This is a genomic window from Tolypothrix bouteillei VB521301, from assembly GCF_000760695.4.
Classification (GTDB): Bacteria; Cyanobacteriota; Cyanobacteriia; order Cyanobacteriales; family Nostocaceae; genus Scytonema; species Scytonema bouteillei_A.
On the sequence record NZ_JHEG04000001.1, the window covers coordinates 4,434,610 to 4,457,304 of the forward strand.

A 22,695-nucleotide genomic window follows, 5' to 3' on the forward strand; every position below is an offset into this window, starting at 1 on the left:
GTCAGTTTTTTGTGAGAGACAAGTGTTAGAAAGTAAAGGTAGTACGCAGTGTACCTACATAAATGGTGTCGTTGTCGTTGTTGTGTTCTGGGTTGAAGATAACCAATACACCAGGAGTAATGGCAATGTTGTTAGACAGTTGGAGTCTGTACAACGCCTCTAAGTGGTAGGATGTGTCATCATCTTCACGACGAACGCCGTTTGCTTGAACAAAGTCGTTGTCACCTGCTTTTGGTGGTTGACCGAAGATAATGCCGAGTAAGTTACCTTCTCTACCAAAGTCTTTGAAGGCTAATGTTGCAGCCCAGTAATTAAAGTCTGCATCATCTCCTTCACGAGGACCGCTCTTAGCTTCTGCTTCGCTATAGCCATACCAACCACCGATGGTTATATTCTTGCTCAATCTGAAAGCAGCTTCTACACCGTAGTGGTTAGCGGTGAGTGCAGCACCATTAAAGGGGTTGTTTGCATATTGGCTACCTGTAGAAGAGAACAGGTTGATACCATTCTCGCTGTTTTGATAGGTACGGGCGTAGGTCAAACCAATACTTAGTGCTTGGTTGGGTTGGAAGGATAGCTGACCAATGGCTGCGTATGAACCATTGAAAATACCTCTACCTAAGCCTGGATTACTTGCTCCCGATCCCGTACCTGTGACTATATTACTTGCTGACCCTGCTAGATAGCCTGCTGATAAGGTGATGGGTCCTCTTGGATTGAGTGTAATGGTTGCACCTGCGCCACCTTGACCTTGACGGTAGATGGGGCTAAAACGACCGTAACGACCGATCGCGCCTCTTCCATCACTTGCGAGGTCGGGGTTTAAGTTATTGATGTTGTCGTAAAACTCACCACTGCTAGCATCAATCTTGATACGCACTGCTTCACCCAGATTGAAGCTGTAGTTGAGTTTATCTATTTCAATATCATTGTTATTATTGTCGTCAAACGACAGACGGGTCATGTTAGTACCCGTAACGTTCGTACCGTATGGGGTAGTATTTCGTGCTTGCAAGCGAGTGACTAACAGGTCTTTTCCAGTGAAACTGGTGTTTAATCTGAGACGAACGCGATCCGAAAAAATGGGGTTTGTCTCTAAGTCATCATTGGCATTGTTACCTGGATTTCCATCATTATCTGGGTCTGTAACACCAGAAGGAACTGCTCTCTCATTTCCAAAGACTTCAGATATGTTGAAGATGACTTCCCCAACCAACTTGGTTGTGGTAGAGAATTGATTGGCCTCTAATTCAGCAGTGCGGGCTTCTAGAGCATCTACACGACCGCGCAAAGTAGCCAATTCAGCTGAGAATTCCTCTTGCAAGCGCTGTAAGGTAGCCAGGTCTTCTTTCCGAACCAAGTCAGCAGTGGCTGTTGCAATTAGTTCGTTCACTCTGTCCAAACAAGCGTTCAAACCTGCAGCAAACTCATAACGGGTCATAGCACGGTTACCGCGATAAGTTCCGTTAGGGTAACCTGCTATACAACCGTACCGCTCAACCAAGGATTGTAATGCTTGGAATGCCCAATCAGTGGGTTGTACGTCAGAAAATTGAGAAACGGATGTTACCTGACCGAGGCTGTTATTTTGTTCTTCTAATTGAGCAACGGAGGTCATGTTTTCAGTCACTTCTCCAGCTAAAGCACTATTAGCTGTGAAGAATGTTGCCGCAAGAACAACCGGGCTTAACTTCAACAATTTCCCAGATACTTTTCTCATAGTTTTGTCTCACTCACACCTACTAACTCAACCGTGATATAATTCCCAAAAATAAAAAAATTGGGATTTACTAACGATATCTAGTAAGGATTATACCAGATGTTCTTATTGATTAAAAGTTGCTAGAACATCTCTTATGTATAGTTATTTCTTATCTTGAAAACACAATACTACGCGGCGCTTGTGGCGTAACAGAGAGCCTTCTTCTTCAAACTGCTGAAGAAGCCGCGTGACTGTTACTCTTGTTGTATTTAAGACTTCTGCCATCTCTTGATGGGTAACATTGAGTTCTATTAATTTACCTTGTTCTACATCACGACCAAACTTTTCACTTAACCAAACAAGAAATTGCCACAAGCGTAAAGAAATGGGTTTGCGATGTACTATACTTAGAAGTTCTTCTGCTTGTTGAATGTGAGATAGCAAAGCGTTTATATCTTGATTCCATAAATGAGGTGGAACAATACTTGCTTCTACGCTAGTTAAACACTCTATTTGATACGGCTTTACTCTAGATAAGGGATGACCAACAAGTTCCCCACTTCCCCAGTAACCTAAAGTGATAAATGTACCATCTTCACTCCAGGTTAATGTCCGAACAGCCCCTCGCTCAATTCTCCACAGAACGTCATTACGTGCTGGAATAATTTCACGACGGGTAAACAATCGTTGTGGTAACTGACTGTTGGAGGTGGGGCTAGGCGGTTGGGTAGTGTTTGGCGTGCGACTTGTGGAATAGATCATAGTCGTGGGGTGTTTATTAGTAGAGTGGGATAGTTTAACTGAGCCAAGAGCCACAGGACATACTCTGAAATTTGCAAGGAGATGCTAACTCGGGAATCTTTTAAATCAAACTTCTGATACAAAATATTCTCTTTTGCCTTAACTTCAGTCAAAAGGTGGATTTTGGCAGATAAGAAACTTTGATATCTTAAAATCATCTTGATTATTTGAGATATTTTTATCTGGAGAAATTTTTATCGAGAAAAGAGTTAAGCGGTAAGAAGCCGCCTCTAAAAATATTTTTCTTGTTTGAAAAAAAATGGAACTAGCAGTAGATAAAGATAGTCTACTGCCGATCGCACAATTAAACAACTTGTGACCTTGAAATAGCTACGACAGCCGGTCGCGGAGGAGCGTCAGGAGTTTTGCTGGGCCAATTCGAGCCAATGGGAACCTGGCGAGATTGTATAAATTCTTCACCTGTGGTTGTTGTTAAAAGAAACTTTCTCGTCTCTGATTGCTGGTTTTTCCGCACTCCATTTGCCTCCCCTGGGTGCTGTATGGAAAGAAACATTGTTGCCCTGTCCTGAGAAAAACAAGGTCCCGTTGTTTCGCACTCCATGGGTCCGATCGCAAATAGGAAAGCCCGACCTGCATTTTCTCCTGATGTAGGAATATGCCACAAAGCATTGTTCCCAAACAAACCAGAAATGCTAGCTGGTTTTCCATTCTTACTACGGGATTCTACTGAATTATTCATCTTACCAGTAGACATATCTGTCACCATCCAGACACTGCCATCGTCATCGAGTAATAAATTGTCTGGATTAGCAAAACCCATACCACCTGCTGATGGTTCGCCACCTGTAGCAAGCATGACCCAACGGAAGTTCATGGCTGCGGGCTCGCGACCCTCTTCTTGCAAGCGCATAACCCAGCCGTATTCATAGGGAGTTTCACCTTTGGGACCTTTGAATACACTGGTATCGGGACCACCTTCACCATCAGGCGAGCCAGAAGTAAAACTAATGTAAAGGTCACCATTGGGGTCTATTTCCGTATCTTCAGGACGCGCCGTACAAGTTGCACCTGCTGCATTAGCTGCGTAGTGAGCGTCAATTAATATCGCACCTTGTTTTTCCTGTGGAGTTCCTAGATAAAGGTCTCCCAGTTGTTTGAACCGTTTTTTGTACTGAGCAATTTGCTCGTCTTGATTTGCTTCAAAATCTCCCCCTTGAACGCGGGGCGGGAGTTTCTGCAAGCCTCGCACGTCTTTTGGTGTTTCCTTTGCAGGACCTTTTGGTAAGCGAATGAGGTTTCCTGCAATGGTACTTGGAAGATCGGGCTCGATAGGTGTATCAGCTTTAAGAGGAATCCAGCGACCCGTACCATCAGCATTAAATTTGGCTGCGTAAAGCATTCCCTGTTTCAGCAACCGGGAATTCGTTTTATCTTTGGGATCGCTGACTTTGTCGCGGCTGACAAATTTGTAAATATGTCCTCCCCTGCGATCGCAACCGGAGTAAAATGCCAGTTGTTTTCCAGCTTCTACCCGTACACCCACAGCTTCGTGGTGATAGCGTCCCAACCAAGTGTGTTTTGTCCCGTAGTCATTGGGGTTAGCGGGATCGACTTCCACAATCCAACCATATTTATTGCCAGATAGACCGAAAACATTTCCCTGTCCGAAAAGTTCCTCATCACCTAGACCAAAAGGGCGCTTTTCTGGGTCAAAGGATGTACCATCAGCATACACGGGTTCTGGAACTTGAGCTTGAAAATTTTCTTCAGCACTCAGGACTGTACCCCAAGGCGTTGTTCCACCAGCACAGTTGGCGAAAGAACCGATAATGCGATCGCCCAACTTATCTATATATCCCAATCCCTGTTTTTTAACAAATACTGCGACTGCAGGTCCGGTTGCTTTTAAATATCGCCCATCTTCTAACCCAGACACCCCGCTGATGCGTCTATCTGCTTTAGAGTTTGTGCGTTCCCACTTACCATCTGCTGTTTTGCGAATTGAGATAATACCCAATCCTTGATCGAGAAGAGCTTCTTTACAGATTTCTTTTATTTGAGCTTTGATAGAATTGTTTTCTGGTAATCCAAAGGCATTCACCTCGTTTTTTCCAGATTTATTTGCTTTCAGCGCTGTTTTTACCTCATCAAACGGTAATGATTTTCCAATCACTTGCTGATATGTTTGCATCCAAGGTATGGCGCTGATATATTCAAAATTAATTGATAAATAGCCTTCGTTTTCCCCTGTTTGCACAAACGATAAGTAATCGTTATTGTAGCCAAAACGAGAATTACCTACTTTATCACCCCACGCAGCGACGACTTGGTACTGATACCCCTCTGGCAATATCAAATCATCTTGTATTTCAAAAGCACTATACTGCTGCTTTTGCTCTTCAGGTCGGAAACCAGCTGTTTCTAGGGGAATTGGACCTTTAATTGGTTTAAACGTAAACGTTGCTTTTGTATTTTGCGGGGTAGGTTGCACTGCAACTTTTGTATCGCATCCTCCCAGGGAGCTCAGTGCGACTGTACCTGCACTTCCTCCCACCAACAGCAAGAAATCCCGACGTGTGATACTCATCTGCTTAATCAATTACACTTGTGCCATCTGTAAGATAGCAAACAACTTTTATGCTGTTTCTGCTTAATGTAAAGGTGTAAGTTTAAGAACAGGTAAGCTTTTGATAAAATGTGTACTATTTAACACATATGTAATTCTGTTATCTTTGATATTTTTTATAAGTATTTCTTATTATATTGCGTCCTATCGGTTTTTGAAACTATGTGTGGAAAGGTTAGGGGGATCTAACAACAAACCCTAAGCCCGTGAGAAATCTTCAACAGGGGGGAAGTAGGATTGCGATCGCATTGATTTTTCTAATTTGATTTTTACTCTCGCTCGAGAACGGGCACACCTATCAACAGAGGGAATTTAAAAATCAAAAGGTTTATACCAAAAAAATCGACAACAGGCGCAATAACGAACAATCTGCATTGCGAGCGGAAACGTTCTCGATCCCCAAACCCTACTCTCCGATCCCTGCGTTTCAATGTCTTTGACCTGTCACAATGTAAGCTACACGTTGACCGATATTAGTTGCGTGATCCGCCATGCGTTCCAAGCAACGGATTGCTAGGACAAGCAGTAAGATTGGCTCAATCACTCCAGGAACGTCCTTCTGATGTGCTAGGGTCTGATAGAGCCGATCGTAAGCGTTATCTACAGCATCATCCAGTTGCTTTATATACCGCCCACCTACATCATCCAAATCTGCCAATGCTACCAAACTGGTTGCCAACATAGCTTGAGCGTGGTGAGACATATCGGCAATCTCTGGTAAAGAAGGATGAGGCGGGTAAGGGAAAATTTTAATTGCGATTTCTGTCAAATCTTCAGCGTAATCTCCTATACGTTCTAAATCGCGTACAAGCTGCATAAAAGCACTTAAGCAGCGCAAATCTTGAGATGTAGGCGACAATTGGGTCATTATTGCCGCACAATCTGATTCAATTTGCCGATAAAAAGAATCAATTTGTTGGTCTAATGTCGGAAGTTCCTCAGCTACGGTTAGGTTACGAGTGAATAAAGCTTGGTGACTCAGGCGAAATGATTGTTCCACCAAAGCCCCCATACGCAATACATCTCTTTCCAATCGCCGAATCTCACGGCTTAGCTCAGGTCTTTCAGGGTTGGGACTGTGGAGGGGGACTTTCACACTTGTAGTCTCAAACATGAATATTTTATTAACTATAGTCTTGAGTTTGGGAATTTGCCATAACTTTGGGAAGTTGAACTTGCAGCCATGCACCTCCTGTTTTGGGATGGTTCATAGCTTTTATGGAACCACCATGAGCAAGAACTATTTGTCGAACGATCGCCAAACCCAAGCCACTACCAATAATTACCGATTTGGAGAGATTATCTGTCATTGTCACACGAGAACGGGAGCGATCGCCCCTATAGAATCTTTCAAAAACGTGGGGTAAATCTGCTTCAGAAAACCCCGTTCCTGAGTCAATAATGTTAATCTCCAAAAGTGACTCTTCTAAATTCTCATGCCCAGAAACTATTGTAGCCATAACTTCAATAGTTGTGTTGGGGGGGCTGTACTTAATACTGTTATCGAGCAAATTCAAAAATACCTGATAAAGTCGGGATTTATCAGCGTTAATCCAAACATTTTCCAAACCCGAGTATGCTATCTGAATTTGCTGGCGTTGTGCCAAAGGTTCCAAGGTTTCCCAAGCAGAAGCAATCAGCGATCGCACTTCCACGGAATCGCGATGAAGTTGGATGGTTGGGTTAGCTTCTAGCTGGGAGAGTTCTAACCAACACTGCACCAAGGTAATTAATCTGTCAACCTCTTGTAAAAGCCGACCGAGCCATCGATCTAGAGGTGGTTTTACACGCTCCTGTAAAGTTTCTACAATCAAACGAATTGAAGTCAGAGGCGTTCTCAATTCGTGAGCGAGATCGGAAAAAGCTCGTTCCCTTGCTTGAGTGAGATCTTGCAAAGGTTGTTGGTTTTCTATAAATACACCCACTTGTCCTTTAGGTAAAGGTAAGCTTGTCCCTCGCAACATCAAAGACCTAATTTCTGACATTGCAGCTGCATCCTCACACGAGGGGTGAAACTCCCACTGTTTTACTTGCGGCTGTTGGCAATTCCGTGTTTGCTCAATCAACTGGTCAAGTTCGTAAGACCTAACTAACTCTAACAGCAAGCGTACTTGACCCGGTTGCCATCTTTGTAGGTACAGCATTTTCTGTGCTTGGTCGTTACACCAAAGCAGCTGATTTTCCTCATCTACCTGTAAATACCCCACTGGTGCAAACTCAAGCAAATCTTGTTGTGTTTGCAGTACCTGATGCAATTGTTGCTTTTGTTGCTTGACCAGTTTAATTTTGTGCCGCAAGTTAGGAAAAAGCAGCACCACTTTATATGAGGGTACGGTTAGAGGTTGTAATATTTGGGCTAGGTAGTGGTTCAGTTGAAATTGTTGCCATAACCAAAACCCAATACCAACCGCTAAACCTAATAAAAATCCCAATATGAGCATTGCTGGCTGCTAGCTGTTAGTTGTCTTATGTTAACTAACACACTAACTGATACTTTTAATCCAAACAACTTCCGACACCAGAGACATCATCCAAAAGTCTAAATAGAATATTGTGCAAGGACAAGCCTTGAATGAAGGTTTTAGCCAACAATCAGCCGTGGTGTCAATTTTGTTTCAGAAGTGAAGTTGACAAACTTTCTATCCAAATCTATATCCGAAACCTCTCACCGTCACAATATAATCCGGACGGCTTGGGTCGATCTCTAACTTTTCGCGCAACCAACGAATGTGGACGTCTACAGTTTTACTATCCCCCACAAAATCAGGTCCCCAAACTTGATCCAGAAGCTGTTCCCTTGACCAGACACGGCGAGCATAGCTCATAAACAGTTCTAACAAGCGGAATTCTTTGGGAGACAAACTCACTTCCTGACCGCGTACAAGTACCCGACATTCTTGGGGATATAAAGTTACATCTTTATATTGTAAGACAGGGAGTTGGGGCAAAGTACTCAAACGTTGACGGCGTAACAAAGCCCGACACCGAGCAACTAACTCCCGCATACTAAAAGGTTTGGTGAGGTAATCATCTGCACCGACTTCCAACCCAAGAACGCGGTCTGTTTCGCTACCTTTTGCGCTTAACATCAAAATAGGTACTGGATTTCCCTGATAGCGAAGTAAGCGACAAATATCCAATCCGTTGATCTGAGGTAACATCAAATCCAAAATAACCAGATCGAAAGCTGTTTCGCCCGAATTCGGCTCGCAATTTTTTAAGTATTCTACAGCCAACCGCCCATCAGAGGCAGTCAGCACCCCATAACCTTCTTCTTCCAACGCAAGAACAAGCATTTCCCGGATGAGTTCCTCATCTTCAACCACTAAAATCCGGCTTCTTTGTCCGATTTCTGCTGTATGAGGATACTTAGTCGATTCGCTGGTAAACATTGATATCACAGAGTTAAATGGTTGCGCTGTATCAATCTAAATTATGCAGTTTCAGTGAAATTACGCTCCATGAGTGGCGTTTTACTTTGCAATTTGTAATATATGTAACTTATTTAATTATAAACCAATGTAACACCAACACCAAAACTATTTCTTAACTCTTGTGCTTCTATTTAGCTAGTAAAAAAGCAGCAAGTAACAGTATCGAAGCAAAGCCTTTATTTAAAAAACTTTGTAAACTTTACGATTGCTTCAAACAGTTAATAAATGGATATGTTCTAATAAGTTGTTACTTGATTTTAACACCTATAGGGCTCCTATTTGATTTTTGAACTACATATAGGAGAGCCGCCCTCATGCGCGGGTTTCCTTGCGGTTAGGGGGAGTGGCGTTCGGCATTGCCCACCACTTAAAACTTTTCATAAATCATTCATGATTCCTATAAAACATCATGAATTCATCTCTGAAGTTAAAAACAACTTCCTCATAAATCGGTCAGGGATCTCCAGTCATCGGTCACTGTTAAAAGCTTGACAGCGATAGAGCGCTTTGAGTATATTTAATTAGTACATAGTTACTATAGCTGCTGAGAATTCCGGATCTCAGACAGTATTCTGTCATTTCAGTATTTCTACTGCACTTGCAAAGCATACTCCAAGGCTACCCTGAACTCAGTATTGGGTAAGTTTTAGTATGCCTTGCTACTTAAGCAACCAATGATGAATCAGGAGATGAAATATGACAATAGTCGCATTAAAAGATAGCAAACAACAACTCATGCAAACATTTCAGCAAATCCTTGCAGACAGGAAAAAGTTAGAGCTAAAAATAGCTACCAAACAAGAAGAAGCCGAAAAAGTAAAAAATACACAAATTCTAGAAGCTGTTTCTACGTATACAGTTGATAATATTGTTAAAGGACTGGCAGATTTACAATTAGAGTTTGGAAGCATTGTCAATTCCTTATCTGAAAAGCTAGCAAAAGAGACTTCTAAACTAGATGAATTAAATCAAGCTATAGAGATTGAAACTAAACGCCTGCAAGAAATTCAAAAGATTAGAGTTGTAGCAGATACTCTCGATATTCTTACAAAAGAACACCAAGAAAAATTAAAAATTTTAGAACAAGATATTGCCAGTAAAAGAGAATTATTAGAAAAAGAAGTAGCTAGCGGACGTAAAGATTGGCAAAAAGAACAAGCAGAGTATGAAGAAGCTCTCAAAGCATATAATGAATTACTTACTAAAGAACGAACCTTAGAAGAGGAAGAATATCAGTATAAATTAGAAAACTCTCGAAAAATTAATGCCAACTCCTATGAAGCCAAAAAACGTACTTTAGAACGAGAAATTCAAGAAACAACACAAGAGAAAGACAAAAATTGGGCAGAACGAGAGAAAATTATTACTAAAAATAAACCTTTGTTTGATGAGTATCAAAAGAAAATTGCTGCTTTCCCCAATGAATTAGAAGAAGCTATTAAAAAAGCCAGAGAAGAAGCAATTAAAGAAACCAACCAAAAAGCAAAAGTTGAAGCCGATCTTTTGGAAAAAGAATGGGAATCTACCAAACAAAGTTACGAAGTAAAAATCCAATCTTTGGAAGAAGCAATTAAGAAGCAATTGGAGCAAATTGACACTATTTCCACTCAACTACAGACAGCTTTGAAACAAGCTCAAGACTTAGCAATGCGAGCTTTTGGAAATAGTTAATAATTGGTAGTTAGTGGTTGATAGTTAGTATCTTTTCAAGAACTTGTTAAATGCTCGATTAAGAATCTTTAGATCGAAAGATACTTGAAGCGATCGCTCACGTCGATCTTAACGACTAATAATGCGACTTAGTAGCTTTAAAGATTATTAGCTTTCAACCACAAATTATCAATAAATAAAAACTAAAAATCACCTGATAAAAGAGATACATCATGCCAACAAAAAAACCAACTGATAAGAATACAAAAGCTGAAATTCTTCAAGCTTATGAAGAATTAGCTAAAGAAAAAGTAGAACTTAAATCACAAATCGAAAAATTGCAAAAATCGGCAATTTCTTCTAATAATTCTGCAATCAAAGATGAGCCAAAAGTAGAAAATAAACCAACAATTATGAATCAAGCATCCAACGTTCAGCAAAAAATGAATTCTACAATTGAAAATTTAGTAAAAATTCAGTTGGGTTTTGGTAGTGCAGCAAGTGAATTGTCAGAACAACTGACGACGAGAGCATCTAAGCTAGAAGAAATCAGTCAATCCTTAAAAACTGAGAGTAAAGAGTTAAAAGAATTACACGCTTTGGAAGTATCAGAAGATACTTTGGATAATCTGATTGCAACCTATGAAGAGAATTACAAAGCTTATCAAGAAGAGTACAATCAGCAATACGAAGCGTTATCCCAATCTATACAAGAGCAAAGAAAAGCTTGGGAAAAAGAACAAGAAGAACACAAACGCTCGCTCAAAGAAAGAAACGACAATTTAAGTAAAAATCGTCAAAGAGATAATTCGGAGTACAAGTACGATTTAGAGCTTCAACGGAAATTAGAAACGGAAGAATACGAACAACAGCAAAAAGGGTTGTACAAAGAATTGGAGGAATCCCGACAAGAAATAGAAAAACAATGGACTGAAAGAGAAAAGACCATTTCAGAGCAAGAAAAACAGTTTGAAGAATCTAAAGCGAAAGTAGAAGCCTTTCCTAAAGAAAAAGAAGCAGCGATTAAAAAAGCCACAGAAGAAGGCAAAGGTATTGCCCACTATCAAGCTAAGATTAAAGCAGATATGTTTGCCAAAGAAGTAGAAGGTCAAAAGCGCTTTTACGAACAGAGATTGCAATCTTTGGAACAAACTATTGGCAATCAGGAATCTCGCATTCAAAATCTTTCCAAGCAACTTGAATCTGCGTTGAAACAAGTTCAAGATTTGGCGGTTAAAGCTATTGAGGGAACTGCAAACGTCAATTCTTATCAAGCCATGAAAGAAATTGCTTTAGAACAAGCAAAAAGTCAAGTAAAAAATAAATAATTGAAAATAAATAATTGGTATAGTTGTTAGTGGATAGGAGTTAGAACTATTCACTAACAACTAACAAATAATTCTTTACTTACTAGCACCAGATTCAGTTTTCTTTGGTTTTGTTGGTCTTGGAGCTTTTTTGATTTGTTTGGCTTGCGAACCCTGTTTTGGTATAGTCATAATTTTAACTGTTGTACTACTGATATATCTATCTACATTTTGCTGACAATTGATTCCGGATGGGACTGACAGTTTTATTTAAGCATTAATGCTTAATGAGATGTCGCGAACTCCAAACAAATACCCCTATGATGAGAGAATAATTATGAAGAGACTGTTATAACCCTATTAGAACAATCTTTATGAGTCAGACACAACCAGTAGAATTACCTCTCTGGGCACGAGACCGAGAAGAAGTGATTGCGATGGATGCTTCGGTTGAATGGCGAGAGGGAAGACCAGATTATTCCCATACCAATCAGTTCCGCGAACAAGAGCGCCAGTGCAACCATGCCGAAGGTTCTTTGAATGCGATCGCTCACAATCTTGTAAGAACTTTTGAGATGGAAGCCACCCACAAAATCAATCCACAACAATGGCTTTCTGTTGTTACTGAGAAGTTTCGCATGAGTACCAATGGAGGTAAACAATACACAGCACAAGATGTAATAGATGTCGGGACTTACAACCTCTTTTTAGGGGACACGGAACATTATCGTTCAACTGAGGAAACCTTTGATTCCTCCTATAACCTCTTCCATACAGCTTTTCCAGAAGGATTTCATTGGGAATTAATCGCAGTGTTATCCCCGCCGCCCAATGTTGTCTTTAAGTGGAGACATTGGGGGCAATTTAAGGGGAACTTTAAAGACTTTGCTCCTACAGGTGAAACGATAGAAATAGTTGGATTAAGTGTTGCAAGTGTTACCGAAGATCTGAAAATCGAATCAGTAGAACACTTTTTTGATAACAGTGCTTTTCTCAACAAATTAACCGCTTCTAAATGCCCCTTTCACTCTTAAAGAAGCGGATGAAGTGTAGCCCTAAAAAGGGAAACTCTTAAAGTTCCATTTTTTAGAGAAACTACTGCATTCGGGAGCTAGTCCTGCATCCGGATTACCCAGACAAGGATAAACTGGCATTCGGGTTAAGCGACTTGTAGCGAGTGGCATAAATTTACTCCTTTCCCACTTGAAAATTTCACTCATCTTGTAGGTAATCTTCTGGCGGGAAGGGAGTAGGAGGCTCTCAAAAATAAAGGTTGGTAAAAAAGAAAAATAGAGACGCTTTCTTCGTGCGTCTCTATTGGAGAGGAAACCCATTAAGTGAAAATTTAATATCTCAAATAAAAATTTATATAAATGTAAGAGCTATTTAGAATTTTTTAAACGCAATTTACTAAATAATTCTTTAATGCTCTTTAGTAATTTTTGAAGATTGAAGCTTTGAAAACTGAATAGACTAGATTCGGTTCTGAATGGTCTACCATTATTGGGAATTTTCCGACGTTTCATAGTGGGTTATTTGTTTTTCCTTACATACTGAGATACACGATTGCCAATCTACATTCCGGAAAATAAAAAAATAACCGATTGCAAGTCGGTAGAAAAATCTGAAAACAACTTTAACCAGCTACACTTAAAGTGTGACGACGCACTGAGTGTGCTGTGTTGTGAACAGCAGGATAAGTGGAGAAGAACACACTCCAGATCGCAAGAGTTGATAGCAGCATATAAAGCGTTACCTGCACGGGCTTGGATAGGGTAACATCTGCGGTTTTCTGGAAGACTGAAGGACGAGAAAAAGCAGTCATTTTTGACCTCACATAATTCATTTGGGTAATTCATCAATCAGATGTAATGTTTCCCTTTGTATCTATACACCCTACGGTTGATGCTTTTAGCACATTTTCTGAAATTATGAAAAGAATATGAGATTATCAAACAGCAAAACCAATGGCCGATCCTGAAAATAGACCCAGTCTTCCTGAAGTTCACCGTAGCATTTCTATCCCAAACAGTAGTGGCTTTTGGCGCAAGATGCTAGCTTATGGAGGACCGGGGTATCTGGTTTCAGTTGGATATATGGACCCTGGAAACTGGGCAACTGACATTGCTGGGGGAGCTAAGTTTGGCTACACCCTGTTGACAGTGATTCTGCTGTCGAACCTAATGGCAATATTACTGCAATCTTTGTGTGTGCGTTTGGGCGTTGCCACAGGGCGAGATTTGGCACAAGCTTGTCGGTATTATTTCAGCCCACGGGTCAGCTTTTGTTTATGGATATTGTGTGAGATTGCCATTGCTGCTTGTGACTTAGCGGAACTACTCGGAAGTGCTATTGCCCTGCAACTCCTATTTGGGATTCCTCTAGTGTGGGGTGTAAGCATCACCGCACTGGATGTCCTTGTATTGCTATTTCTACAAGGTAAAGGCTTTCGCTATACAGAAGCTTTGGTAATTATGCTGGTAGCAACCGTAGGCATTTGTTTCACAGCAGAAATTCTTTTCTCGAGACCTGATACGGGGAGAATTTTGTTGGGATATTTGCCCAAGCGAGAAATTTTACAGAATCCAGAAATGCTTTACATCTCCATCGGCATTTTAGGGGCAACGGTGATGCCTCATAACTTATATTTACACTCCTCCATTGTGCAAACACGCGATTGGGAACCAATGCCTAAAAAGCGATGGGAAGCGATTAAGTTTGGCACTATTGATTCCACTTTTGCTCTGTCGTTAGCACTATTTATCAATTCAGCAATTTTAATTGTGTCTGCTGCAACATTTCATTTTTCAGGTAATCAAAATGTGGCAGAAATTCAAGATGCTTATAAACTACTTTCACCATTGTTAGGAGTTAGTGCTGCAAGTGCTATTTTTGGTATCGCCTTACTTGCTTCTGGACAAAGTTCAACACTGACAGCAACCCTAGCAGGGCAGATTGTGATGGAAGGATTTTTGCAATTTCGCTTTCCTTCATGGTTACGTCGCCTGGTAACCCGTTTGCTTGCTATCGTTCCAGCATTAATTACTATTATTTTATTTGGAGAAAATAGTACAAGCAGCCTCATAGTTCTCAGTCAAGTTATCCTCAGCTTACAGTTACCGTTTGCAGTCATTCCATTGGTAATGTTTACAAGTAACCGTCGCCTGATGGGTGAGTTTGTAAATCCACTCTGGCTCAAATGTGCCGCCTGCTTCGTTGCTATTATTATCGTTGGCTTAAATGCTTGGTTGCTATTACAAAGTATTTTGGGCTGGCTGGGTTTTCATCTCTAATCTGTTTAAACTGTTTAGGATAGATGCAGTCGGGAAAAATTCCGTGCATTTACCTTGGTATTTCTATTACAGAGAAAGTTAAGCCATGAACTACATTCACTATGTCTCTGTCCAAACGTTTTATCTTTAATTTGTTCTCTTAAGTTACACGGTAACAAATCTGGGTTTATATCAACCCTCAATTTTTTCTTAACAAGCGGGAGCATCCCAATTTGACAAATTACCCTCAGAATAGAATTCTGGGACTATACAAGCAAAACCCACCTATGCGCTTCGCGCACGCTACGCGAACGTGGGTTTCAGAACATTAGTCCGCGTAGGCGGACTTAGCTTGTATAGCCGTGATTTCTAATCACTCGATGTTTTTTCCAAATTGGGATGCTCCCTAACAAGCAGTATTGTGCCCCCTAGGGCGTGTTTTCACGCGTATTTGTTTAATCTCCTAATTTTCTAGATCCCCCTAAATCCCCCTTAATAAGGGGGACTTTTGAGTATCTTAGCCCCCGATGGATTGGCTGCGGTAGTGTACATCTCTCTAGAAAAGAGATAAGGATTAGATATTGTTAACTGCGGTATTGACCTTTACACAACTGTTATGCAAAGGCAGAGAAATCTATATTTGGCGGAATATCTTGAATACGTCCTTGTCCTACTGCTCGCAATGCTTCTCTTAAAGAAATATCACCAGTGTACAAAGCACGCCCAACAATAACGCCTGTGACGCCTTGCGGTTCCAAAGCCAACAAGCTTAACAAGTCGGTTACGGAACTGACGCCACCAGAAGCAATGATGGGTATGGTAACAGTAGCTGCGATCGCACGCAATGCTTCTAGATTGGGTCCAGAAAGGGTTCCATCGCGATGAATATCGGTGTAGATAATTGCGGCTGCTCCCAATTCTTGCATTTGTACGGCCAATTGTGACGCGGAAACTTCTGAGGTTTCCAGCCAGCCACGAGTTGCTACTAGCCCGTTGCGAGCATCTATACCAACAACAATTTGTTCGGGAAACTCTTGGCAAAGTTGCTGTACGAGTTGGGGCTGTTCCACAGCTACAGTTCCTAGGATGACTCGCTGCACCCCCAAATTAAGTAACTGTTTTGCTGTAGAGTGTTCCCGAATTCCTCCACCAACTTGAATTGGTATGGCAATTTCTTGCGCGATCGCCTCAATCGCAGCTAAGTTAGTCGGCTTACCAGTTTTTGCGCCGTCTAGATCGACTACGTGCAACCTAGTAGCACCTTGCTCGACCCACTGTTTGGCAACTTCAACGGGGTTCTCGTTGAAAACTTGCGATCGCTCGTAGTCGCCTTGGTACAGTCGCACACAGCGACCTTCTAGTAAATCTATTGCTGGGAGAATTTCCATAATAGTTAGTTGTTAGTTGTTAGTTGCTAGTCGTCTCACTGGTCTTTGTTTCGCTTCATAACAGCCTCACGAAAACCCAGCACAATCAAGATATTAGAAAGTGTTAAAAAAAACTCGGCGCTGCCGTGCAACCAATCGACGTTTGCGAGAGAATTACCATAATGGACTTGAGCATAAATCCCTGCTGGAATGGTAACGGCAACAAAAACAAGAGTGCCATAAAATCCATACATTGCCAAACGAGGCATGGGCTGAACGCGGCTCAGATACCATAAGAAACCCAGGTATGGAAATAGGGAAAGGGCAAAGAGGGTTTCTTTTGAAATCATTTCTTTTCTATGGAGTAGGAATTAGGAGTTGAGGAATAGGGAGTTGTGTTGGTACGATAGGAACGCCAAATCCAAAACGCGGCTGCCCAAAGCGTAAAATTACCTACTAGGGTCATGGTAGCTTGTAGAGTGACCAGCCATTCTAGAGATTGTGCGTTGTCGAAATAATGCCAGGTACAGGCACACATAGCGCTGACAAGGGCGGGTAACATTGCAAAGGACAATGCTCCCCAAGCTCGGTTACCTGTCACTTCCCCATACTTCCAGATTAACCAAATAGCGGCAATCCACTCAACAACGCTAGATACATGAATAATCCAAGTTGGAATCGAAAGAGCATGCATAAGAGTTAATAGTCAACAGTCATTGGTCTTTTTGAGAAAAAATTGATAAGCTAAAATCCACTCATCCAAAATGAAAACAATGCGGGTTCTGTTATCTGGGTATTACGGTAAGGGGAACGGTGGGGACGAAGCTTTATTAGCAACACTTCTACAAATGCTACCACCATCAGTCACACCTGTGGTTCTCTCTGGTAATCCCAAAGAAACAAGCGATCGCTACAATGTAGAAGCACGAGATCGCATGAAAATCTCCCCTGTTGTAGAAGCTTTGCGGTCTTGCGATGCTTTTATTTGGGGCGGTGGAAGTTTAATTCAAGATACCACGAGTCTTATCAGCCCTTTTTATTATGCGGGAATTATGGCGGTAGCCCAAAAAATGGGTATGAAAACAGTGGCTTGGGGACAGGGAATCGGTCCGTTGAAGCGTTCTGTGACTCGTTGGTTAGCACGGCAAACTTTTAGTGGTTGTACAAAAGTGAGTGTCCGCGATCGCACTTCTGCGGCTATGCTGGCTGATTGGCAAGTTCCTTGTATTTTAGCTCCCGATCCGGTATGGGCTTTGGAAGGTAAACCAGTTCCGGGACTTTGGGATTTACCTGCTCCTAGAGTTGCAGTGACACTAAGAACTCATCCCGATTTAACAGAAAAACGTCTTGGTAACTTAACTCGCGCCTTGGTTGATTTTCAAAAAGCGACACAAACTTATATCTTATTGCTACCGTTTCAAGAAAGTGAAGATTTAGAAATAGCTCAAGCCATACAACCAAAACTTGAAGGTGTCAGCCAGATCCTGTCCTTAAAAGAACCACAACTTTTAAAAGGAGTTTTTCGCGGTGTCGAAATGGCAATTGGGATGCGCTTGCATAGTTTAATTATGGCTGCAGCAGAAGGGTGTCGCTGTTTTGCTCTCAGTTACGATCCCAAAGTTAATCGATTGATGGAAGATTTAGATATGCCGGGATGGAATTTAGCAACTTTGCCAGATGACCCTAACGTTATTAGTAAAACATGGATCGAGCATTATGCTAATGGCGAGCCGTTATCTACAGATAAAATACAGTCGTTAGTAGATAGAGCGCTGATGCACCGCGAAGTTTTGAAAGAAGTTTTAGAATAATAACAGCCAACTCACTTTTTCTCCAATGACTACCGTTACCCCTAAACGCTTCACTTTAGATGAGTATCATCGTCTCATGGAATTGGGATTTCTGACAGAGGATGACAGAGTGGAGTTGATTAGGGGAGAATTAATACAAATGGCAGCGAAAGGCACACGGCATTCTGTTTGTAACACAAAGTTAGCCAAAGAATTAGAGAGATTGCTAGGGGATAGAGCTGTTGTCCGCGTACAAGAGCCTGTTATATTATTCCCAAATAACGAACCAGAACCCGATGTTGCTATAGTACGGGGACAAGCTGATGATTATTTACCGAACCATCCTCAACTTGAGGATATTTTCCTAGTTATTGAAGTTGCTGATTCTTCTGTTGACTATGACCAAAGTACAAAACTAGAACTATATGCTGAAAATGGAATTAAAGATTATTGGATTCTTAATTTAGTAGCCAATCAATTAGAGCGTTACAGTCAGCCTTATCTTGATGAGCAAGGAAAGTATGGTTATCGCTTCAAGCAAATTGCTTTGCGAAATGAATCGATCGCAATTCCATATTTTTCCGATCTATCTTTGGATTTGGATAAAGTTTTTCCCGGTTTCGGGAAACAGAGATAGAAATTTTGTTGGAAAAAATATTCAATTTCCAGCCATCTTCAATCAGAGCTTGTCTAAACTTTGTGAATAAAAAATGAATGAAAATTTCTGTTTTGCTAAAGCTTTTGAAGCAGAGTATAGATTGTTAGTACCTCTTGGGGTGAAATTACATTAACACCATACTACCTTGGAGATTTGGTTTTAACTTCAGGAAAATTGGTAGCTTGCGATCCACTAACCTTCTTTGGCGCAGAACCTTTTGCACTCGAATTAAAACCTGGTAAATATCCAACAATTTTAAGTGTAGCCTATTTTCATAAAAACAAACAATTTGCAGTTGCTTATGCAATGCTGCTTTTAAATGAGGAACCTGTTGTCAGGTTTGAAATGGCTACCATTCCAGGTGAAGATATTACTTTGCTTGAAAAAGGGAAAATATTTGGCTATGGAGTTGATTCCGGTACGGGGTGCTTTATGGATTTAGATGTCGCTCAACTGATTCTTGATAAGAACTGGGATGCAGAATCAGATGAAGATTTTTTTAGCAGCCAACTCTTAGAAGAACTGGAAAAGAACTCTCATTTCCCTCGGTGTTGGACAAATTTTTGTGTAGATGAGTCAACGCAAGCTAATATTATTGCGTTTGACTCTGGTTGGGGAGATGGGATATATGCTTCCTACTTTGGATATGATGCACGAGGAAACGCTGTCAGTGTTGTGACTGAATTTATAAATATTTTTGATTGGTGTCAAGATACTGGTGTAAGTTAATTGTTCGAGGTTGCTTTAACCATCTGTCTTATCATCACTATTCTTGTTTTGTTCCATCAGATAGTCGCAGACGCGGCGGATGTGTTGGCTATTCTCAGCGACAAGCTGCATGGTTTGAGTGGTAACCGTCACCAGTTCGGCTAAGCGATCGACACGTTGCTCTAAGTTACCAAGAATTGCTGCGTTTTCCAAGGTTTGTCTTTCAAGACGCGTGAGCATTTCGTCATGCTTGGCAACTGTTTCAACAGTGCTAGTGGCTATTTGTGCAACCTGCGTCATAAGTGGAGCTAACTGATTTAGCATTTCAGCATGGGTTGCTAGCATTCGTTCCAATCGCTCGAGTCTGTTTTGTGGTCCGTTCTGTGTCATGCTACTTCTCCTATCTTTTGCTCTTCCTTATAATTTGATTAAATGTTGGGTTTCGTTCCTCAACCCAACCTACTTTATAAACTTTCATTTTTCATTCAAGGCTTTTATTTGCTATCACAAGCTTACCAGACAGCAGCTGCCAACCCATCCTTATATTCGCCCTTTTACTGTTGATAAAAAAATTCTTGACATGAGTTTAAAAACCGTTGGGGAATTTCTATATTATTTCCCCAGTGCAAGTGAATGTAAGAAGCGTGTAGGGAAGAAGGTAAACACCATCCTTCGTCGCCCGTAAATTCTTGAGAATCATAGCGGTAAGTTTGAAAAAGCGATCGCTCTTGAGTTAAAGTTAAACGAGAACGATGAAACTCATGTCCGCAAACAGTGGTTCCTGCACGTACTAACAAACTATCTTGTTGGGCAATTGCTCGACGATAACCCAAAGTCAGATGTTTATCCATAATGGCTGTTGTTGGTAAAACTCCTACCATTGACCAAAATTTTCCTTCAAAATCAATAATTTCTTTGCACAAGTACATTAAGCCCCCGCACTCAGCAATTGTTGGCATTCCAGCAACAATTGCTGCGTTGACTGCTGTCAGGACGTTGGTATTTTCTGCTAATTGCCGTGCGAAAACTTCTGGAAAACCCCCTCCAAAATACATTCCATTAACACCTTGTGGCAGTTCAGCATCTTCTAAGGGACTCCAAAAAACGAGTTCTGCACCTAACGTTTGCAGTAAATCGAGATTGTCTTGGTAGTAAAAATTGAAAGCGCGATCGCGAGCAATTGCTATTTTAGGGAGTGAAGACTCGGAACTGGAGATTGGGAAAGACAATGTTCTGTGTTCTTCGTGTTTTTTTGTCTTTAATAGCGGAAGCAAGCGTTCCCAATCAAAGCAAGAATCTCCTAAATCGGCAAGTCGGTTAATCAAAGCATCCATTTGAGGAAGTTCTGCTGTAGGGACTAAACCTAAATGGCGATCCGGAATTGTAATGTTTTCTTCGCGTCGTAAAACTCCCAGAATCGGTAACTGTAAAGGTTCGAGAGCATTTTTGAGAAGTTCGAGATGGCGCGAGCTTCCCACGCGATTCAAAACGACACCAACAATTTTAATTGTGGGGTCATAAGAACAATAACCGTGAGCGATCGCTGCTACAGAACCAGATAATCGACTGCTATCAATAACCAGTACTACAGGTAAATCCAACAGCTTGGCGATATGGGCTGTACTGGCGGTAATTCCAACTCCATCAAACAATCCCATCACACCTTCGACTATGGCATATTCACAGAGTTGAGAGTGATAGGTAAAACATTCTTGTACGTAAACCTCAGAAGTTAACACGGTATCTAAATTACGACAAGAGCGACCAGTGACATACTGGTGAAACATCGGGTCGATATAATCCGGACCAACTTTAAAAGACTGTACTTGAAAACCACGGCGACACAAAGACGCTAAAAAGGTGAGCACGACCGTCGTCTTGCCCACCCCACTTCGTTCTCCTGCAATAATTAAAGACATTGCTAATTGCTAATAGCTAATAGTTAATTGCTTTTTATACCATTAACCATTAGCCATTAGCTATTAGCCATTAGCCATTAGCTATTAGCCATTAGCCATTAGCCATCAGCTATTAGCCAACTTAAGTACCTGAGAAGTAACAGCAAGACTTTCTTCCAAAAGTGCCTCGCGACCCCAACGTTGGACTTGTTGACTTAACAAAACTTCTGCTTTTTGCTCGGAAAGAGAAGTTACGTGTTGGAACAAACCTTGGGCTTGAGCACCACCTTGTGTTTCCAAACGCATACAACCACCTGTCTCAGAACAAATCAGCGTTCCGCAGTTAGCTTGGGGATTGGTCGAACTGAGACGCAAAGCAATTAAGTCACCAGGAATATCGCCTACATCAGCAACGGGTACGCCTGCTAACTCTGCTTCTACTTGTCTTTGTTCTGGTGTCAGGAAGCTAACTCGCGTAATATCGTAATCTCCACTTTCTTTTTGATAAGAAACAGGACGCCATTGCAATCTGCTTGCCAACCACCCCAAATACAACAGTGCTTGTACGGAACTGCCTTTTTCGTAATCGATATTAATTCTATCGACTTCTGGTAAAGCAGTACGACGTTGGGGTGGATCGTAAGCCTCAGCGGTTAACTCTTGCCATGCGGAAAGACGACGCCAGTTGAGGTCAGCTATAGGTACACCATTTTCTACTAACCCTTGCAAGTTCAGTAAATCGTTTTCTGGCTCGTTAAAGTAACAGGAATCTACAATAACGTTGTTACAAACTCCTGACAGTCTCTTAAAGAGTGGGTTGTTGATATCTGGTGTACCCTTCCACCAAAGGAACTTGGGCAACCCACCAATCAACAATGCTGGAAGCATCCCGCCTATTCTTTCTAAAGCTACAGCGGTTCCCGTGAGCGTGATGTACTCGCAGCAGACGAGAGTATTTGAAGACTGTTTTTGGATGGGACAGTAAGCAGAAACTTGAGCCTTGACACCCGTGTCTTCACCTGCTATTGGCGACAGGTTAATGATTCGGCATGGGTTGCGGATGGCGATTTCATCAGCGATTGTAGGGCTTGAAGCACTTGAACCATAGGGAGCGGGAGCGCTTGTACCATTGCCATCGCCTGTCGCACCATTTGTGTGACGTTTGGCAAATTCTTCTCGCAATAAAGCTATAGTCTCATTTGTAGCTGTTCCAGTTTCAGCTAAGCCGTACTTTTTCTGAAACTCCTTTAGTGCTGCTTGCATCTGAGGTCCGAAAATGCCATCAATGGGACCTTGGTAATATCCCAATGTCGCTAACAGAAGCTGAGTTTCTTCTGGTTCGTATACCACTAAGGTAAATGTGGTTGCCCTTGTAGCAGCAGGAAGTGTACCATCCTCGCCAGCAATGCCATAACTTTGCCAAATTTGACTGAGTTCCGCTTCAATTTCTGTAAGCGAAACATCCTTGGGTGCCTGAAGTGAAAAAATTGTAGGAGCTTGGGAAGTCATAGTGATAAATGC

20 protein-coding genes are annotated in these 22,695 nt (G+C 41.5%); 7 read left to right on the top strand and 13 right to left on the bottom strand.

Annotated features, from left to right (window positions below; genetic code table 11):
• Positions 1-25: 25 nt before the first annotated feature.
• The 6 genes from HC643_RS17715 to HC643_RS17740 form a co-directional block, all read right to left on the bottom strand.
• Positions 26-1,720 carry an iron uptake porin gene (locus tag HC643_RS17715; protein ID WP_038073443.1) on the bottom strand — a complete coding sequence of 565 codons (1,695 nt, stop codon included), beginning with the start codon at positions 1,718-1,720 and terminating at the stop codon, positions 26-28.
• Between the two features lie 144 nt (positions 1,721-1,864).
• Entirely contained in the window at positions 1,865-2,464 is a 600-nt protein-coding gene (locus HC643_RS17720) for a Crp/Fnr family transcriptional regulator (RefSeq protein ID WP_038073446.1), read from the bottom strand.
• A 343-nt stretch (positions 2,465-2,807) separates the two neighbouring features.
• Positions 2,808-5,051 carry a PhoX family protein gene (locus tag HC643_RS17725; protein WP_038073452.1) on the bottom strand — a complete coding sequence of 748 codons (2,244 nt, stop codon included), beginning with the start codon at positions 5,049-5,051 and terminating at the stop codon, positions 2,808-2,810.
• A gap of 466 nt (positions 5,052-5,517) precedes the next feature.
• Positions 5,518-6,204: a phosphate signaling complex protein PhoU gene (gene phoU / locus HC643_RS17730; protein ID WP_202048627.1), complete on the bottom strand. Its 687-nt coding sequence runs from the start codon at positions 6,202-6,204 to the stop codon at positions 5,518-5,520.
• Positions 6,205-6,214: 10 nt separating this feature from the next.
• Entirely contained in the window at positions 6,215-7,531 is a 1,317-nt protein-coding gene (locus HC643_RS17735) for an ATP-binding protein (RefSeq protein WP_038073455.1), read from the bottom strand.
• A gap of 198 nt (positions 7,532-7,729) precedes the next feature.
• The gene (locus tag HC643_RS17740; protein ID WP_038073458.1) at positions 7,730-8,482 is read right to left on the bottom strand and encodes a winged helix-turn-helix domain-containing protein; all 753 of its coding nucleotides are present in this window, start codon (positions 8,480-8,482) and stop codon (positions 7,730-7,732) included.
• 738 nt (positions 8,483-9,220) lie between these two features.
• On the opposite strand from HC643_RS17740, the gene HC643_RS17745 reads away from it, so the two are divergent.
• From HC643_RS17745 to HC643_RS17755, 3 genes are all read left to right on the top strand, one after another.
• Complete coding sequence (locus HC643_RS17745; RefSeq protein ID WP_038073461.1) at positions 9,221-10,195, top strand: coiled-coil domain-containing protein; 975 nt, start codon at positions 9,221-9,223, stop codon at positions 10,193-10,195.
• A 212-nt stretch (positions 10,196-10,407) separates the two neighbouring features.
• On the top strand, positions 10,408-11,502 hold the full coding sequence (locus HC643_RS17750; RefSeq protein ID WP_038073464.1) for a coiled-coil domain-containing protein: 1,095 nt from the start codon (positions 10,408-10,410) through the stop codon (positions 11,500-11,502).
• Positions 11,503-11,855: 353 nt separating this feature from the next.
• A complete protein-coding gene (locus tag HC643_RS17755) occupies positions 11,856-12,515 on the top strand; it encodes an ester cyclase (RefSeq protein ID WP_038073468.1) in 660 nt (219 codons plus the stop codon).
• Positions 12,516-13,117: 602 nt separating this feature from the next.
• Here HC643_RS17755 and HC643_RS17760 read toward each other — a convergent pair.
• Positions 13,118-13,306 (bottom strand): CbtB-domain containing protein, encoded by a 189-nt coding sequence (locus HC643_RS17760; protein WP_072040766.1) that lies wholly within the window; start codon positions 13,304-13,306, stop codon positions 13,118-13,120.
• Positions 13,307-13,448: 142 nt separating this feature from the next.
• Here HC643_RS17760 and HC643_RS17765 point away from each other — a divergent pair, with 142 nt between their 5' ends.
• Complete coding sequence (locus HC643_RS17765; RefSeq protein WP_038073471.1) at positions 13,449-14,774, top strand: Nramp family divalent metal transporter; 1,326 nt, start codon at positions 13,449-13,451, stop codon at positions 14,772-14,774.
• Positions 14,775-15,367: 593 nt separating this feature from the next.
• Here HC643_RS17765 and hisA read toward each other — a convergent pair.
• From hisA to HC643_RS17780, 3 genes are read right to left on the bottom strand one after another with little or no spacing between them, the layout of a single operon-like run.
• A complete protein-coding gene (gene hisA, locus HC643_RS17770; protein ID WP_038073474.1) occupies positions 15,368-16,141 on the bottom strand; it encodes a 1-(5-phosphoribosyl)-5-[(5-phosphoribosylamino)methylideneamino]imidazole-4-carboxamide isomerase in 774 nt (257 codons plus the stop codon).
• A 35-nt stretch (positions 16,142-16,176) separates the two neighbouring features.
• Positions 16,177-16,470 carry a DUF3593 domain-containing protein gene (locus tag HC643_RS17775; RefSeq protein ID WP_038073478.1) on the bottom strand — a complete coding sequence of 98 codons (294 nt, stop codon included), beginning with the start codon at positions 16,468-16,470 and terminating at the stop codon, positions 16,177-16,179.
• Entirely contained in the window at positions 16,467-16,814 is a 348-nt protein-coding gene (locus HC643_RS17780) for a DUF2499 domain-containing protein (protein WP_038073481.1), read from the bottom strand. Before HC643_RS17780 ends, HC643_RS17775 begins: the two co-directional genes overlap by 4 nt.
• Before the next feature lie 79 nt (positions 16,815-16,893).
• Between HC643_RS17780 and csaB the strand changes: the two genes are divergently transcribed.
• The 3 genes from csaB to HC643_RS17795 all read left to right on the top strand — a co-directional run bounded on the left by csaB (position 16,894) and on the right by HC643_RS17795 (position 19,297).
• A complete protein-coding gene (gene csaB / locus HC643_RS17785; protein WP_038073594.1) occupies positions 16,894-17,931 on the top strand; it encodes a polysaccharide pyruvyl transferase CsaB in 1,038 nt (345 codons plus the stop codon).
• 25 nt (positions 17,932-17,956) lie between these two features.
• Positions 17,957-18,547: a Uma2 family endonuclease gene (locus HC643_RS17790; RefSeq protein WP_038073484.1), complete on the top strand. Its 591-nt coding sequence runs from the start codon at positions 17,957-17,959 to the stop codon at positions 18,545-18,547.
• A gap of 174 nt (positions 18,548-18,721) precedes the next feature.
• On the top strand, positions 18,722-19,297 hold the full coding sequence (locus HC643_RS17795) for a DUF4241 domain-containing protein (RefSeq protein ID WP_202048628.1): 576 nt from the start codon (positions 18,722-18,724) through the stop codon (positions 19,295-19,297).
• 15 nt (positions 19,298-19,312) lie between these two features.
• Here HC643_RS17795 and HC643_RS17800 read toward each other — a convergent pair whose 3' ends face one another.
• The 3 genes from HC643_RS17800 to opcA all read right to left on the bottom strand — a co-directional run bounded on the left by HC643_RS17800 (position 19,313) and on the right by opcA (position 22,683).
• Complete coding sequence (locus HC643_RS17800; RefSeq protein WP_038073490.1) at positions 19,313-19,666, bottom strand: hypothetical protein; 354 nt, start codon at positions 19,664-19,666, stop codon at positions 19,313-19,315.
• Between the two features lie 164 nt (positions 19,667-19,830).
• The gene (locus HC643_RS17805; RefSeq protein ID WP_038073493.1) at positions 19,831-21,195 is read right to left on the bottom strand and encodes a cobyrinic acid a,c-diamide synthase CobB; all 1,365 of its coding nucleotides are present in this window, start codon (positions 21,193-21,195) and stop codon (positions 19,831-19,833) included.
• A 105-nt stretch (positions 21,196-21,300) separates the two neighbouring features.
• A complete protein-coding gene (opcA, locus tag HC643_RS17810; RefSeq protein ID WP_038073496.1) occupies positions 21,301-22,683 on the bottom strand; it encodes a glucose-6-phosphate dehydrogenase assembly protein OpcA in 1,383 nt (460 codons plus the stop codon).
• Positions 22,684-22,695 lie beyond the last annotated feature (12 nt).